15 protein-coding genes and 2 pseudogenes are annotated in these 15,221 nt (G+C 43.4%); 2 read left to right on the top strand and 15 right to left on the bottom strand.

Going from position 1 to position 15,221, the window contains the following annotated elements:
* Positions 1-4 precede the first annotated feature (4 nt).
* A pseudogene (gene queA / locus RG608_RS04475) lies at positions 5-1,034 on the top strand (tRNA preQ1(34) S-adenosylmethionine ribosyltransferase-isomerase QueA).
* A gap of 16 nt (positions 1,035-1,050) precedes the next feature.
* On the top strand, positions 1,051-1,521 hold the full coding sequence (locus RG608_RS04470; RefSeq protein WP_308946592.1) for an arginine repressor: 471 nt from the start codon (positions 1,051-1,053) through the stop codon (positions 1,519-1,521).
* A 140-nt stretch (positions 1,522-1,661) separates the two neighbouring features.
* Here the strand turns inward: RG608_RS04470 and RG608_RS04465 are convergent, their stop codons facing one another.
* The 15 genes and pseudogenes from RG608_RS04465 to RG608_RS04395 form a co-directional block, all read right to left on the bottom strand.
* Positions 1,662-2,999: a dipeptidase gene (locus tag RG608_RS04465; protein ID WP_268686417.1), complete on the bottom strand. Its 1,338-nt coding sequence runs from the start codon at positions 2,997-2,999 to the stop codon at positions 1,662-1,664.
* Between the two features lie 21 nt (positions 3,000-3,020).
* Positions 3,021-4,532, bottom strand: a complete 1,512-nt coding sequence (locus tag RG608_RS04460; protein ID WP_268686416.1) for a YfcC family protein — start codon at positions 4,530-4,532, stop codon at positions 3,021-3,023.
* Between the two features lie 204 nt (positions 4,533-4,736).
* A complete protein-coding gene (arcC, locus tag RG608_RS04455) occupies positions 4,737-5,684 on the bottom strand; it encodes a carbamate kinase (RefSeq protein ID WP_002897952.1) in 948 nt (315 codons plus the stop codon).
* A 166-nt stretch (positions 5,685-5,850) separates the two neighbouring features.
* Positions 5,851-6,867, bottom strand: a complete 1,017-nt coding sequence (gene argF / locus RG608_RS04450; protein ID WP_002925466.1) for an ornithine carbamoyltransferase — start codon at positions 6,865-6,867, stop codon at positions 5,851-5,853.
* A gap of 50 nt (positions 6,868-6,917) precedes the next feature.
* Complete coding sequence (gene arcA / locus RG608_RS04445) at positions 6,918-8,147, bottom strand: arginine deiminase (RefSeq protein ID WP_002912023.1); 1,230 nt, start codon at positions 8,145-8,147, stop codon at positions 6,918-6,920.
* Positions 8,148-8,436: 289 nt separating this feature from the next.
* Complete coding sequence (locus RG608_RS04440) at positions 8,437-9,123, bottom strand: Crp/Fnr family transcriptional regulator (RefSeq protein WP_268686415.1); 687 nt, start codon at positions 9,121-9,123, stop codon at positions 8,437-8,439.
* A 47-nt stretch (positions 9,124-9,170) separates the two neighbouring features.
* A complete protein-coding gene (locus RG608_RS04435; protein ID WP_268686414.1) occupies positions 9,171-9,668 on the bottom strand; it encodes a DUF1648 domain-containing protein in 498 nt (165 codons plus the stop codon).
* Positions 9,655-9,936 carry an autorepressor SdpR family transcription factor gene (locus RG608_RS04430; RefSeq protein WP_268686413.1) on the bottom strand — a complete coding sequence of 94 codons (282 nt, stop codon included), beginning with the start codon at positions 9,934-9,936 and terminating at the stop codon, positions 9,655-9,657. The genes RG608_RS04435 and RG608_RS04430 overlap by 14 nt, the downstream gene beginning before the upstream one ends.
* On the bottom strand, positions 9,914-10,702 hold the full coding sequence (locus tag RG608_RS04425) for a YhfC family intramembrane metalloprotease (RefSeq protein ID WP_268686412.1): 789 nt from the start codon (positions 10,700-10,702) through the stop codon (positions 9,914-9,916). The genes RG608_RS04430 and RG608_RS04425 overlap by 23 nt, the downstream gene beginning before the upstream one ends.
* Before the next feature lie 511 nt (positions 10,703-11,213).
* Positions 11,214-11,723, bottom strand: coding sequence for a hypothetical protein (locus RG608_RS04420; protein ID WP_002906985.1), 510 nt, complete (start codon positions 11,721-11,723; stop codon positions 11,214-11,216).
* Complete coding sequence (locus tag RG608_RS04415; RefSeq protein ID WP_002897962.1) at positions 11,701-11,988, bottom strand: autorepressor SdpR family transcription factor; 288 nt, start codon at positions 11,986-11,988, stop codon at positions 11,701-11,703. The genes RG608_RS04420 and RG608_RS04415 overlap by 23 nt, the downstream gene beginning before the upstream one ends.
* A 202-nt stretch (positions 11,989-12,190) precedes the next feature.
* Entirely contained in the window at positions 12,191-13,099 is a 909-nt protein-coding gene (locus RG608_RS04410) for a CPBP family intramembrane glutamic endopeptidase (RefSeq protein ID WP_002897963.1), read from the bottom strand.
* Between the two features lie 128 nt (positions 13,100-13,227).
* Entirely contained in the window at positions 13,228-14,052 is an 825-nt protein-coding gene (locus RG608_RS04405; protein WP_268686411.1) for a CPBP family intramembrane glutamic endopeptidase, read from the bottom strand.
* A gap of 27 nt (positions 14,053-14,079) precedes the next feature.
* A complete protein-coding gene (locus RG608_RS04400) occupies positions 14,080-14,931 on the bottom strand; it encodes a CPBP family intramembrane glutamic endopeptidase (protein WP_002929784.1) in 852 nt (283 codons plus the stop codon).
* A gap of 22 nt (positions 14,932-14,953) precedes the next feature.
* A pseudogene (locus RG608_RS04395) lies at positions 14,954-15,221 on the bottom strand (methicillin resistance protein FmtA); the annotation flags it as partial.

The raw sequence follows: 15,221 nt of genomic DNA, 5'->3' as shown, positions 1-15,221 counted from the left end.
TACGATGAATACCGCTGATTTTGATTTTGACTTGCCCGAAGAGCTGATTGCTCAGACGCCTTTGGAGAAAAGGGATGCTTCCCGCTTGCTTGTGGTTGATAAAGAAACGGGGACCTTCTCCGACCAGCACTTTGACCAGATTATTGATCAGCTCCAGCCCGGCGATGCCCTAGTTATGAATAATACCCGTGTCCTGCCTGCCCGCCTTTATGGTATCAAACCTGAGACAGGAGGCCATGTCGAGCTGCTACTGCTTAAAAATACTCAGGGAGATGACTGGGAAGTGCTAGCTAAGCCAGCCAAGCGCCTCAGAGTAGGTGCTCAAATTTCCTTTGGAGATGGCCGCTTAACTGCTACTGTGGTAGATGAGCTTGACCATGGTGGTCGAATCGTGCGCTTTGACTACGAAGGGATTTTCCTAGAGGTCTTGGAAAGTTTGGGAGAAATGCCGCTTCCGCCTTATATTCACGAAAAAACTGGCAGACCGCGAACGCTACCAGACTGTCTATGCTAAAGAAAACGGCTCTGCCGCTGCGCCAACTGCTGGACTTCATTTTACAGAAGAGCTATTGGAGCAGATTGCTGCCAAGGGAGTCAAGCTGGTCTACCTCACTCTTCATGTCGGACTGGGAACTTTCCGACCGGTTTCTGTGGACAGCTTAGATGATCACGAGATGCACTCCGAATTTTACAGTCTGTCCGAAGAAGCTGCCCAGACACTCCGTCAGGTCAAGGCTAAGGGCGGCCGTGTTATTGCAGTCGGTACCACATCTATCCGAACTCTGGAGACAATTGGCAATAAATTTCAGGGGAAGATTCAGGCTGACTCTGGCTGGACCAATATTTTTATCAAGCCAGGATACGATTGGAAGGTCGTTGATGCTTTTTCAACCAACTTCCACCTGCCCAAGTCAACTCTGGTCATGTTAGTCTCTGCCTTTGCCGGACGTTCCTTAACGCTTGAAGCTTATGAGCATGCCATTACTGAGCGCTATCGCTTCTTCAGCTTTGGTGATGCTATGTTTATCAAATAACTATAGGTGAAAATTTATGAATAAAATTGAAAGCAGACACCGTCTCATCCGCTCCTTAATCATGGAGAAAAAAATCCATACCCAGCAAGAACTTCAGGAGCATTTGGAAGCAAACGGCGTCATTGTAACCCAGTCCACTCTTTCACGAGATATGAAAGCACTCAATCTGGTCAAGGTCAGTGAGAACGATACTTCCTACTATATCATCAACAGTATTGCACCATCCCGTTGGGAAAAACGCCTTCGTTTCTACATGGAGGATGCCTTAGTCATGCTGAGACCAGTTCAAAATCAAGTCGTCATGAAAACCCTGCCTGGTCTGGCCCAGTCTTTCGGTGCCATCTTAGACGCTCTAAAGCTGCCACAGATTGTAGCTACTGTCTGTGGAGATGACGTCTGTCTGATTATCTGCGAGGATAACCAAGGTGCCCTTGACTGCTTTGAGAAGCTCAAGGAATTCACTCCACCATTCTTCTTTAGTAAATAAAAGCTGAGACAAAATTTGCCTCAGCTTTTTCTATTTACGATTTTTGCTTCAATGAAATCCATTAGTAAATCAGCAAGCCATACTTGACCAGAGCAAGGCAGCACAAATATGATTTGAAGATGGTTTTAAAAAGTCAGCATTTAAGGTGTTGTAGTCAAGCGGTAAATGGCTTCTGCGTAAATATCCATGGCCCGATACAGATCAGCCAGGCGGAATCGTTCATTGACCTGATGCTCCGTCTGGTCAGCTCCCGGAAAGAGAGCGCCGAAGGCAACACAGTTAGGCATAGTACGAGCAAAGGTTGCTCCACCCGAAGACATGGCTAGACTGTCGTCTCCTGTTTTCTCCTGATAAATTTCCATCAGGGTGCTGACCAACTCGCTGTCCAAAGGTACGTAGAGCGGAGCCAAGTAGTCAAACTCCTGATAGGTCAGCTCGTATTGACTGGCTATCTCTGCTAGCTGTTCAACCAGCTTGTCCTTGTCTGCCAAGACCGGAATCCGCATGTCAATCCGAATCTCAGAGCGGTCAGAGTTTAAAGTCAGACCAGCAACATTAAAGGAAAGAAAGCCCGACGGTTCGTCAGACACAGACCCAAAGAGATGGCTGCCTGTCGCATCTTCACCGACCGCCTGAGCCAGAAATGCAAGAGCCGGATGCGAATCCAAGGACTGCAAGACCTTGGCTAGGCGAATAATAGCGTTGATTCCTTGGGCGGCATCCTTGGCGTGCTTGGGCAAGCCGATAACCGTTACTTCTTCTGCCGTTCGCTCATATTCATAGCCTAAATCTTCCAAGCCAGCAACGACTGACTCCAGTAGGCTGCCTGAATAGGAAGCCTTGGCAGGAACGACATTAAAAGCTTGCCCAGCTTCGAGCTCTAAAGTATCAGAGTCCGGCCCTTCCAGCTTAAGCTGCAAAAGCCCCTTTTCAGCATAGGTTAAAGGGAAGGAAGAGTCCGGCGCAAATCCAAGTGCAGCCTGCTCTTCTAGCTGGTTATACCTGCCCATACAGCGCCAAAGTGTCTCCTCATCTGTACCAAAGATAAAGCGAACTCGCTTTTTAAATTCCACTCCGCTATCCAGCAATGCTTTTACCGCATAAAGAGCGGCCATGGAAGGTCCCTTGTCGTCCTGAACCCCACGACCGAAAATCCAGCCATCCTTGACAGTAGCTTCAAAGGGAGGCGTCTGCCAGTCCGACTCATCACCTGATGGAACAACATCCAAATGACAGAGAACGGCCAGGAGCTGAGCTCCATGACCGATTTCTGCATATCCGTAATAACCTTTAGGGTCGAGGTAGGTTGTAAAACCTAGCCCTCGACAGATTTCTAAAGTTTTTTCTAGGACATCTTGGATAGCTTGTCCAAAAGGTGTTCCATTTTGACCTTCGTTCAGTACTGAAGGATAAGAAACGATTGTTTTCAAAGATTCAAGAAAATCTTCTTTAGCCTCTTCCGTTATAAAATTTTTCATGGAATCACCTCAGCTTCTAGCTTATAGGAACGGTAAGAAAGTTCCTAGGAGTAAGAGACCAATACTGATAGCAATGATCGCTACAATCAGCTTGCCGATAAATTTCCACCAAGTACCGATATTGATACGTCCAAGTGCCAAAGCTCCCATAACGATACCAGAAGTTGGTGCAACCAGATTCAGCACACCTGAAGCAGATTGATAAGCTGTGATAATCAAGCTAGCCTTGACATTGACAAATTCTCCCATCGGAGCCATGATTCCCATAGTTGCACTGGCTAGACCAGATGATGATGGGATAAGGAAGGACATTGGCAGGTAGAAAATGTAGGTCAAGACGATAAATACTTGTGAGGATAGACCGCTGAGTCCTTGTTTACCCCAGTTGAGGATAGTGTCTGTAATCATACCGTCGTTCATGATAACTTGGATACCACGGGCGATTGCTACGATTAGGGCTACGCTAAGCAGATCAGCTGCACCGTTCATAAAGGCAGAGATAATCTTGTCTTCCTTGAGACCGTACACAACACCAATCAAGATTCCCATGAAGGCAAAGAGCATCGCTCCTTCTGGGAAGTACCAAGTACCCAGTGCAGAAGTAGATGAACCAACAATCTTACCAAGAACTGGAAGACCAGTCAGCCAAGTATTGAAGTCCTTAAAGATAGTAATACCGAGATCTGTCCAAGGAATGAAACTCAATACCATAAGGACAAATGTCAAAATGAACAATACTAAAACAATTCTTTGCTTTTTGCTCAGTGTTGACTCAACAGATGAAGAAGTTTCAACGTTGAAGTGTTTTAAGTCTTCTTCGCGAGTACTGTAAACCAGTGACTTGGTCGGATCCTTTTGAATCTTATCCGCATAGCGATAAACAAACCAAGTACTGAGAGCTGTCAGGACAAACAAGAAGATAAGACGAAGGACAATCCCTTCACCAGTTCCGACACCAGCAGTCGCTGAAGCGATACCCGTTGCAAATGGATTTAGCGTAGAAGCCAAACATCCGATTTGCGATCCAAGCAGGATAATAGCCACCCCAGTCAGGCTGTCAAAACCAACCGCCATCATCACCGGCACCAAAAGCGGATAGAAGGCCATGGTTTCCTCACCCATACCATAGGTAGTACCACCGAGGGCAAAGAGAGGCATCAAGACAACAATCAGCATCTTTTCGCGACCCTTGTACTTCTTAACAATAGAGGCAATCCCTACATCCAAAGCGCCAGTTTCATTTACAACACCAAGGAAACCACCAACCATGAGAATGAAGAAGGCAACATCAATGGCTGCTGTAGTTTCCTTAATCAAGGATCCTTCCTCAGGATGCGTGCCCAGCATTGCACGAATCGGTGCCATCAGGACATCCCAAATTCCTTGTGGATTTTGGGGCTGAGGCTGGTAAACACCTTTTACAAAAGCCCCGGCTGGGATAATCCAAGTAAGCACTGCCATAATGGCAATGATTATCAACAATACAGTGTAAGATGAAGGCATCTTAAACCCTTTTTTTGTTTTTTCACTCATTTGTTTTTCCTCCTAAACGTTTTTTACGAGGTTACGAACCTGCACTTTCCTGCATGAGTAAACAAGAAAACGCTTACTTTGTTTTTATTTTACCATATTAACATTGAAAAAGCGAGTGTTTTTGAAAATAATCAAAGATTTTCAGGAAAAGACTTCCATCAGCAATAGAGATTACTTGCTATCGCTTTTCAGCTAGTTCTATTCCTAGCCTTTTTCAATAATCGTACCGCTCTCAGACTCAATGAGAGCACCCAGATTTTCCAGAGATGTGATAACTGCTTTCCCTTCTGGACGACCGTTAACAAAGGCGATAGCTGCTTCTACCTTTGGAAGCATGCTGCCTGGTGCAAATTGTTCTTGCTTGATGTACTCTTCCAACTGAGCAACATTCACATGTTCCAGCTTTGCTTGATCTGGTTTGTTGTAGTTAACAAAGACATAGTCCACGCCAGTCAGAACGATGAAGAGGTCTGCATCAACCAACTCTGCCAAGCGCTGAGAAGCAAAGTCCTTGTCAATAACGGCTTCAACACCAGTAAGATGGCCATTGTCTTCCTTGACGACAGGAATTCCGCCGCCACCCGCAGCCACTACTACTTGACCTTGATTCAAAAGCGTACGAATCGTTTCAATTTCCTTGATATCCACTGGTTTTGGTGAAGCAACGACCTTACGCCAACCACGACCAGCATCCTCTTTGAAAGTCGCTCCGCTCTTTTCAGCTTCTGCTTTGGCTTCTTCTTCTGAGTAGAAAGGACCGATTGGCTTGCTGAGGTTGACAAAGGCTGGATCGTTCTTATCAACTACTACTTGCGTCACAACAGAAGCAACATTCTTTTCGATACCTTCATCCAAGAGAGCATTTTGCAAAGCATTTTGCAGCCAGAAGCCGATGCTGCCTTCTGTCATAGCCACAAGAGAGTCTAGTGGGAAAGCAGGATTCTTCTCAGAGTTCGCTGCCAACTGTTGCAGCAGTAAGTTCCCTACCTGTGGACCATTTCCATGGGTAATGATAAGATCATCCCCGTTTTTAATCAATTTCACCAAGTGCTTAGCAGTTTCCACCAAGGCTTCCTGCTGTGCTTTCGCTGATGGGTCAGATGAAAGGATGGCATTCCCTCCCAAAGCTACAACGATTTTACGATTTGCCATTAAATTCTCCTTAATTGCGCCCTAATGAATGCGCTTCCAATTTATTTTAGTAGATTTTTTAATTTTCAATAAGAAAATGAGCTTTTCTTATCATATAAAAGAGGGCCGGACTAAAGCTATTAGTCGCAGCCCTCATAGCTGTTGGTAGACGGTTTCTTAGGTAAGATTATACTTTTGGAATGTAGAGGTTTCCAAGAGTTGCAGCCATAACCGCTTTGATTGTGTGCATACGGTTTTCTGCTTGGTCAAAATGACGAGCATATTTGCTGCGGAAGACTTCGTCTGTTACTTCCATTTCCTCTACACCGAATTTTTCAGCGACATCTTTACCGTAAACAGTATTTGTATCGTGGAATGCAGGTAAGCAGTGCAAGAAGATAAGATCTTCATTGTCAGCTTTCTTCACCAAATCCATGTTTACTTGGTAAGGTTTGAGGAGGGCAACGCGTTCTGCAAACTTGTCTTCTTCACCCATTGATACCCAAACGTCTGTGTAAAGAACATCTGCACCTTTAACTGCTTCGTCAGCATCTTCTGTAATCAATACACGAGCGCCGCTTTCTTTAGCAAAGCCTTCTGCCAATTCAACGATTTCTTTTTCTGGGAAGAGTTCTTTTGGTGAGAAGATGTGAACGTTTACGCCAAGGATAGCTCCTGTCACCAGCAAGCTGTTGGCAACGTTGTTACGTCCATCACCACAGTATACCAATGTCAAGCCTTCCAGACGGCCAAAGTTTTCTTGAACAGTCAAGTAGTCAGCCAACATTTGAGTTGGGTGCCATTCGTCAGTCAGACCATTCCATACTGGAACACCTGAGAATTCTGCCAATTCTTCTACCATGCGTTGGCTGAAACCGCGGAATTCAATCCCGTCAAACATACGGCCCAAAACTTTAGCAGTATCTTCTGTAGATTCTTTCTTGCCAAGCTGGATATCGTTAGCACCAAGGTATTCTGGATGTGCCCCTAGGTCAATGGCTGCTGTTGTAAAAGCTGCCCGAGTACGAGTAGATGTTTTTTCAAACAAGAGAGCGATATTCTTACCAGCAAGATAGTGGTGTTGAATATTGCGTTTTTTCAAATCTTTCAAGTGAGCTGAAAGACCGATAAGGTATTCTAACTCAGCACGGCTAAAGTCTTTTTCTGCTAAGAAGCTACGTCCTTGGAATACTGAATGTGTCATTCTATTATTTCCTCTTTCTATTCTTTGAGTATCAGTAAAATACTGGATTCCTAAATTTCTTCACGTTCAAACGGCATAGACATACAGCGTGGTCCACCACGACCGCGAACCAATTCACTTCCGCGGATCTTGATCAAACGCAAGCCGTATTCTTCCAAAATCTTGTTAGTAACGGTGTTACGGTCATACACTACTACCACACCAGGTGCGATGGTCAAGGTGTTAGAACCGTCGTTCCACTGCTCACGCGCAGCAGCTACGATATTGCCACCGCCACAGCGAATCAGGTGAACTTTTTCTACACCAAGGTTTTCTGCCAAGATTTCTGCCAAATCACCTTTTTCTTCAACAATCTTAAGTTTATCATCAACATAAGTCACAGAGTATACGCGAAGATCGCCTTCGATTTCTGGGTGAATCGTGAACTTGTCATAGTCAACCATAGTGAAGACAGTATCCAAGTGCATGAACTTACGGTTGTTGGCAAATTCAAAAGCCAAAACTTTCTTGAAGCCAACATTTTTCTTGAAGATATTGACCAAGAGTTTTTCGATAGAAGCTGCGTCTGTACGTTGTGAAATACCAACCGCCAGCACATCTTTTGAAAGAACCAGTTCATCCCCACCTTCGATACGTGTATCTTCTTCACGGTTATATACAAGTTCAACATTTCCACCGTATACTGGGTGATATTTGAAGATGTATTTACCGTAGAGAGTTTCACGATTACGAGTATCTGCATACATGTGGTTGAGCGATACAGCATTACCAATTGTAGCAAATGGGTCACGTGTGAAGTAGAGGTTTGGCATTGGATCAATAGCGAATGGATAATCAGATTCCACCAAGTCCGTCAAGCCTTTTGCTTCTTCAGGAATTTCTGGCAATTCAACTTTTTGAACCCCTGCCATCGTTTTTTCAACCAACTCTCGGTTATCTTTGATACCACGAAGCAGTTCGCGAATAGCCTTCTTGGTTTCACGGCCACGAATATTGGCTTCTTCCAGATATTCTTCGATGAATTGCTCGCGGATTTCTGGAGAAGTCAGTGACTCAGCAGCCAGCTGCTCAAGATAGAGCACCTCAACTCCTTCATTACGAAGCGCTTGAGCAAAGTTATCATGTTCTTTTTGTGCATCTTCTAAGAAAGGAATATCGTCAAAAAGAAGACGTTCTAAGTAGTCCGGCTGCAAGTTTTCTAACTCCTTGCCAGGACGGTGCAACATAACTTTTTTCAGTTTTCCAATTTCTGAGAAAACACGAATTGGATGTGTAGACATCTACTATCCTCCTTTTTCTTTGCGGTTTAGGTTTTTCTAAGCCCGTTTACATGTACTATTCTAGCATTTAATGCTACCGCTTTCAAGAAAAAAACCACATTACAAATGCCAAATCCTTTGCTTTTTTCTATTTTTATTTTTATAATATTCTTCTTTAAAGCGTTTTCTTTGAATATTTTATGCATTATATTATTTTTGTGAATATTTATTTTTTAAAATAAAATCAGTACATGGTTAATATTAGAATATTTTGAATTTGTTTGACAAAAAAGAAGCCAATCAAAATAGATTAGCTTCCAGCAAGGTATTTCATAAAATACTCTTTCTCTTTAAAAGTTAATTTTTTATGTTCGTATTCAATCCGACCTTCATCCAAGAGCTTTTTCAGAACTTGATTGACCGTTTCCCGAGTTGTGGCTCCTAGTTTTGCCAACTCTTTCATACTGATAGGAAAGGGCAGGCTATCCCCCTCCTTGCACAAATCCATGCAGAGCAGCGACAAAGACTGGATAACACGCTCGCTTGCACTAGCTGCTACGACATTGCGCAAACGAAGTTCCTGAAATTCCAGGATTTGCGATAGGCGCTTGGTAATGAACAACAGCTGGTCCACACTCTTCTTTGAATAATCTTCAAACAAATCGATAGGAATGGACAAATATTCGACATTGGTGACAGCGCTGGCTGTGTAATGATAGCGCTCATCAAAAAACATACCTCCATAGGGGAAAACACTGTCTTTCTTGACATAATCCATATAAGAAAATGTGTCTGTCGAATCATACTGCTCAATCCGAACATAGCCTTGAGACAAGAGAAAAAGGCGCTCACGCCGGTCTCCTGCAAAAAAGATAATTTGCCCTTTTGGAATCTTGCGATACTGAATCTCCACTGCTAATTTATCGAAAAGCTCCACTGGCAGATTGACAAAGGCAGGGTGCTGCCGGATAAATTGATAATGCTCCTTGGTAATCATGATAACCCTTTTATTTGATACTTGATACCATTATAGCATAAATCCGCTTACAAATAGAAAATGCTGACTATAAAAGTAAGAAATCCTAACAAAACAAAGAGGTGTGCCCATTTTCTATTCATGGAATTTCTGTCAGCTTGTACTTTTTTGGGCAAGTAATTGCCTACAATTATGAAAACCAAAGCAACTAGCATAGTTGCTATTTTACGCACATCAAAACTCTCATTTAAGCCCCGATAAATGGTAGCTAGATACAGCGAAACAAAGGTAAAAGGAAATATCCAGCGAATAAGGTGTTTAAAAGTGGGATTTAAGATATCTTTAGCAACAGTAGACCAATAAATCATAACTTCTAGCAGCATCATGACAATTGGAAAAGCCGAAACTACTAAAAACTTAGGTAAAAAGGAGTCGCCTTTTCCAGACAAGTCAAGGTGAATAGCTAGGTTTTCTGGTAATTTTTGATAGACCCAGATGGCATATAAAACTGGCAAGAGCATGACGCCAAGTGCCCAGCCTAATTCTTGTAAACTATTTTTTTTCATTTTTGTTTCCTCCTCCAAGAGATTGAAACCAGATAAGAATTTCTTCAAAAACCGTGACATCTAAGCTGTAATATATAAAGTTCTTCTGCTTTTCTTCTATGAGCAGACCGGCTTTCTTTAGCTGAGAGAGGTGGTAGGATACCGTCGCAGGGGTCAGTTCAAAAGCTTGAGCAATTTCCCCTGCAGACTTCGGACCATGCTTGAGCATTTCCAGAATATCCCTCCGAACTGGGTCAGCTAGGGCTTTAAGCGTTTGACTGATCCCCATGATTGAACCTTTCTTTCAGGTAAACTTTCAAAATTTTCTTGGTCAGAAAGACTAGTGCCACTACTTCTACTAAGAGCAAAGCCTCAACAGCCAGTGGCGGAAGAAAGCCTACCTGAGCCAGAGCAGGCGCTAAGTCAATCAGGGCGTGAAGTCCCAGAGCAGCTATAAAATACACTGGAGCCTTCTCCTTGACCGCCTTCCAAACCCAGAAGGTCAGAAGGATTTGAATGAGAATAGCCAAGATCCGTTCAAAAGCCAAAAGATAGATGCTGCCAGCGTTCATGGAACGGACATTGTCAATAATTGCTTGAGGAATTTGAGCCAGCGTCTGAGCATTCCCCTGAGTCACTACTTGGGCTATAACCCAAAAGTTTAAGAGACTGACAATACCAACAAACAAAGCCTCAATACCACCATGACCCAAGCCATAGGCCACACCATCCCTAAAGGTCAGTGGGCGCTTCTTCTGCAGCCAGTAAAAGATGACCCAGCGGGCTGTTTCTTCAAAGATAGCTGCCGCAGCAATACCATAAAGAACATATAGCCAGGGATTTTCCGTCTTCAAAGCGATAGTTCCATCAGCCTGAGGCTGTAAAACGATACGGTGCAAAATATTTTCCAGAACTTGACTCGATAAATAAAAACCGACTCCCCCTAAAAGAAAGACTAATAGAGAAATGTGCTTGGTCTTTTTAAAATAAAGCAAAGGAACAAGAACTGCCCCTAAAATCAGCAGCATGGCAATCAAGATATGAATGGAAATCATCGTTTTTCTCCTGAACTGTTTAGGTTTTTTTCTAAATGGATTATACACCTTTCCTTTCTTTCTGTCAAATCTATTTTGATTTTTTTCTAAATAGATTTCAATCTAAAATTCATCAAGCTCTACTGCAATAAAAAAATACGCCCAGATTTTCATAGCTCTATAATTTCTGTAGTGGGTAAAACCACTGTAGGAATGATGGAGCCTATTTGTTGTAGAAAAAAAGTCCCATAAGACCTATAATGAAAAGCGACAAAACCATCATTAGAAAGACTCTTATGGAACAGTTCAATTTTATCACAAACTTACTGGGAATAAAAGACCCTAACACCATAATCTTGGATGTTCTAGATGCTGGAACTCATAAAGAAATCATCGCTTTGAACATCAAAAAGGAGAGGACTGATTTAGTCCTCTCCAGATTATAACTTCTCATCAACCCACTACAGTTGACAAAGAGCCAGAATGAGACTAAACAAAAGCGCACAATCTGTGCACTTTGTTTTCACTTGATTTACAAAAGAAAAAGTCCCACTAGTACGGCTGTCAATCCGACTAGGATAAAGAGGTAGGCTAGCCAACGCGGCGCTGGTTTTTCTTCCACCACCACTTTCTTGGGCATATAATTCCCAGAAATCATAAACATCAAGCCTGAAAAAATCAAGGCAATCTTATTAACATTGAAGTGAGAATCGAGAGCATAGAACAAAATAGAAAGATAGACAATGATATGGGTCAAGGGAACAATCCAAAGGACGAAGCGGGCAAAAGCTGGCTTGGTGATTTCTCGGTAAGCCGTTGCCCCATAAACAATCAGCTGTGCCAAAGTCATAAAGATTGGCAGACCCCAGATAAAGAGAAATTTGGGTACATACTTAAATGTCGGGCTAATCGGCGACGTGAAATTGATCCTAATATTCTCTGGCAAACTAGGATAAATCCATAAGGCATAAGCAAGTGGCAGCCAAATAACCAAGAAAGTCAGCAGCAATTCCCTAAGGTTATTTCTCAGTTTCGTTTTCATTATTTTTCCCTCCTAGCGCGGCAATCCAGACCAAAATTTCCTCAAAAACCGTAGCATCTAAATGGTAGTAAATGTAATTTTTCTGCCGTTCTTCATAGATGAGCCCCGCTTTTTTCAACTGGGACAAATGGTAGGATACCGTCGCTCCCGTCAAATCGAAGACTTGAGCGATTTCACCAGCCGACTTAGGACCTTTTTTTAATATTTCTAATATTTCCCGCCGAACTGGATCAGCTAGGGCTTTCATGGTTTCACTAATTCCCAATTTTGATACCTCTTAAAATTGATTTCTAGCTAAGGACAAACAAAGCAACTAGCTCTAGATAAGTCATGGCTCCTACAAATGTAAGCAAGGCGCTACTCAAACGGACAAGATTTTCTGCCAGCAATCCTCCTAAAACTATTTAGAGAACTTTCAAATTCTTTTCTCCATTATACTGTTTTTGAGGATAAAAGACAAGGAGGGCTTAGCTAAACACTTGCTTTTTCTTGGCTAGATAGGCGGTGAGAAGAGCAGCCAGCGCCATAACGATGACTGCTATCAGCCCGCCTGATAGAGGTTCGCTTGGCGTTCCTGCTAAGAAACTGTTGGCTTGACTGGTCAAAGTCGTCTGTAAGAAACTACCGTGCTGGAGATTGTTGCCCGTCCCAATCACTCCAAAGACACCTAGATAAATCATGTTATTAGCCGCATGCAGCGCTATGACCAGCCAGAGATTGTCCGTCAGTGCAAAAAGGAGGGAAAGGAAAATCCCGGTCAGAAAGACATTGAGGATATAAAGGACGGGCGTTCCACCTTTAAAAATGTGGATAACCGCAAAGAGTAGGGAGTTGAGCAGGACAGCCGGTAGCAAGTCCAGCTTGGTGCGGAGTTTGTTCATGACAAAGCCGCGGTAAATCATCTCTTCAGCCAGCGCCTGAAAGAAGAAATTGACCAGGAAAAAGAGCCAAATTCCTAGATTGAACTGCTTTTCGACTTGAATGTGGAGCTGTCCGCCGAGCAGATTGAAGCCCACAGCCAGAAGGACTAAGAAGAAACCCAGTGCTGTACCAAGCAGCAGATTGAACCCTAATTTTTCCTTCCAAAGTCCAAAACTGGCAAGGCTGCGCCGCTCCCAAAATTTAGCGACGAAGAGAATGATGAGTAAACTGCTACCTAAAAAGACGGATAAAGAAACGATGCCTATCAGTAAGCGATTGGCGTCCGTCATGCTCGGCAGCAAGAGCCATTGGGACAAAGCTCCGCTGATGAGGCTTCCCGCAGCAATCGCAAGAAAAGCCAGCGGCAGGCTCAGCCACCAATTTTTTGCCCCTGCTTCTTCTTGCAAGATTTCCAGACTAGAGCGATGGGCTGTCTTTTGATAAGTATGTGTCATGTGTGACCTCCTTAAGGTGTATTTTCCCCTACACCCTTATCCTAACAAAAGAAGTACACCAAATCAATCTCTTTTTGGTAAGTGGTTAGATTGCGCTAGTAAGTGGTAGAAAAATCACCTAAAAAATATTAAGAAATCCCCTGCTGACTTTCTCTCGCTTCACGCTTGGTCAGCCAAACGGCAATGATAAGAGCAATGAGAGCACCAAAAAGTCCAGTTGGACTAGGACCAAGGAATTTAAACGTTTCTACCCCACTAACAGTGAAAACGGTAGTTATCATGGCAACGGCATCAATGACCCCATGTCCAAAGGCTGGCAGCCAAATGGTTTTGCTACGTACATAGTAAATATCAAGGATAATCCCAAAAGAAATAGCCATGATATAATAGGGAATTAAATTTAAGAAACGCTCACCCAGCGTCCCTGCTCCAATCATATTGACAGGAAAATGCCAAATAGCCCAGATGAGACCACCAATGATGCGTCCCTTAGTCCGTCCGTAGCGCTCTTTCAAATAAGGATAGAGAATACCCCGCCAGCCGACTTCCTCGCCCAAGCCAGAAAGACTGACGACTAGAGTTAAGACCGTAAAAATCATTAAAATTTGAAGGGCGACTTGTGGGTTCAGGGCAAAAGCCAAATGCTGCGGAAAGACAGCAAAATAGACAAGTGCGCCGCCAAGTATAATGCTACAAATGGCGAACCAGCAGGCTAGGTAATCGCGCCATTTACTGGCGAGCTTCAATTTCCAGCCGATAGACTTGACAGGAGCTTTAGCCAAAAAAGCAGCCACCATAGGGGCGAACATTACCACACTTGCGGATAAAATGTTACCGACAAGTTTCTGATTGTTCGCATAAAAGTAAGCTATGGCTAGCATACCTGGCCAAGCGAGCCCAAACGCCCAAGCTAGAAACCTTTTAATGGTTGAAGTTGAAATTGTGTTTTGCATATAAAATGCTCCTTTCTTTTTTCAATTCTAGTTTTCTTTCGCCTCCCGCTTGGTTAGCCAAGTAACCACTACAATGGCTAGTAAGCCTACAAATAGCCCATTGGCTCCAGGCCCGAGATAGGCAAGAGGTTTGACATTTCCTGCGACCAACAAAGAAGTCAGGGGGCCAAGTGTATCAATAGTGGAGTGACCAAAAGCAGGCAACCAAATGGTTTTGCTTTTTACATAATAAATATCTAACAAGAAGCCCATAGTAATCGCCATAATATAGTAAGGAAAGATATAGAGAATGGTGTCTAGTGATAATTTGTCCGCAAACAGTAACATAGGTAAATGCCACGAAGCCCAAATCAGACCACCGATAAAGCGACCCTTCGTCCGACCGTAGCGCTCCTTAAGATAAGGATAAAGCACACCCCGCCAGCCTAACTCTTCACCTAAAGCTGGAATGATACAAAGTAAATTTATCCACGTTAGAAAATTAAAGACATACTGCCAAACCGTGGATTGAACTAGAGCTGGATTGCTAGTTCCAATGCTTTTAGCAAGCAGGCTAAAGGCTAGTGAAAAGTGCTGGGGAAAAATGCTAAAATAAACTACCGCACCAAAGATAGCATAAAAGGCAATCCAGAGCCAGACTGCAGCATAGGACTTCCACTTTTTGCTCAGATTAGGTCGCCAACCGGCCTCTTTAATGGGAGCTTTGGAAATAAGAGCCGCGATACTCGGCGCAAACATAGCGGAAATAGAGAAGACCGAGGCTATGACGTTTTGTTTTTGCTGAGAGAAATAACATAAGAAGATCATAAGAAACCAACCTATGCCATAAGCCCAGATGAGAAATTTTTTAATAGTTGAAGTTGAAATGGAAGTCTGCATGTGAAATGCTCCTTTCTGTTATTTATAAAGCCCACCACTGGTAAAGGCTCCAATAAAGGATATTGAGAACGACGATAAGTGAAGCGCTGCTGGTCAAGTAGGTCAAGATTTTTCGACCCTTGCTCACTTGGAATTTTGAACGCAGAAAGATTGGCAACCCAGCATTGACTAAGAAAATCAGTGCAAGCAGGGCAAAGAGAATGGCTTGCCAGCGATAATCGGGCATGTACTTCCCCGAAACGGCAACTATGACGAGACCTGCTAGATTGACTAGGCTAACCAAAATCAGT

The organism is Streptococcus sp. IsoGale022 (assembly GCF_031142805.1).
GTDB classification, from domain to species: Bacteria; Bacillota; Bacilli; order Lactobacillales; family Streptococcaceae; genus Streptococcus; species Streptococcus sanguinis_A.
This window is presented reverse-complemented; position numbering and strand designations above follow the sequence as displayed.

Bases quoted from the DNA above. Each gene is read 5' to 3' on its own strand.
- RG608_RS04470 (WP_308946592.1), top strand. From the start codon at position 1,051: ATGAATAAAATTGAAAGCAGACACCGTCTCATCCGCTCCTTAATCATG.
- RG608_RS04465 (WP_268686417.1), bottom strand. From the start codon at position 2,999: ATGAAAAATTTTATAACGGAAGAGGCTAAAGAAGATTTTCTTGAATCT.
- RG608_RS04460 (WP_268686416.1), bottom strand. From the start codon at position 4,532: ATGAGTGAAAAAACAAAAAAAGGGTTTAAGATGCCTTCATCTTACACT.
- arcC (WP_002897952.1), bottom strand. From the start codon at position 5,684: ATGGCAAATCGTAAAATCGTTGTAGCTTTGGGAGGGAATGCCATCCTT.
- argF (WP_002925466.1), bottom strand. From the start codon at position 6,867: ATGACACATTCAGTATTCCAAGGACGTAGCTTCTTAGCAGAAAAAGAC.
- arcA (WP_002912023.1), bottom strand. From the start codon at position 8,147: ATGTCTACACATCCAATTCGTGTTTTCTCAGAAATTGGAAAACTGAAA.
- RG608_RS04440 (WP_268686415.1), bottom strand. From the start codon at position 9,123: ATGATTACCAAGGAGCATTATCAATTTATCCGGCAGCACCCTGCCTTT.
- RG608_RS04435 (WP_268686414.1), bottom strand. From the start codon at position 9,668: ATGAAAAAAAATAGTTTACAAGAATTAGGCTGGGCACTTGGCGTCATG.
- RG608_RS04430 (WP_268686413.1), bottom strand. From the start codon at position 9,936: ATGGGGATCAGTCAAACGCTTAAAGCCCTAGCTGACCCAGTTCGGAGG.
- RG608_RS04425 (WP_268686412.1), bottom strand. From the start codon at position 10,702: ATGATTTCCATTCATATCTTGATTGCCATGCTGCTGATTTTAGGGGCA.
- RG608_RS04420 (WP_002906985.1), bottom strand. From the start codon at position 11,723: ATGAAAACGAAACTGAGAAATAACCTTAGGGAATTGCTGCTGACTTTC.
- RG608_RS04410 (WP_002897963.1), bottom strand. From the start codon at position 13,099: ATGACACATACTTATCAAAAGACAGCCCATCGCTCTAGTCTGGAAATC.
- RG608_RS04405 (WP_268686411.1), bottom strand. From the start codon at position 14,052: ATGCAAAACACAATTTCAACTTCAACCATTAAAAGGTTTCTAGCTTGG.
- RG608_RS04400 (WP_002929784.1), bottom strand. From the start codon at position 14,931: ATGCAGACTTCCATTTCAACTTCAACTATTAAAAAATTTCTCATCTGG.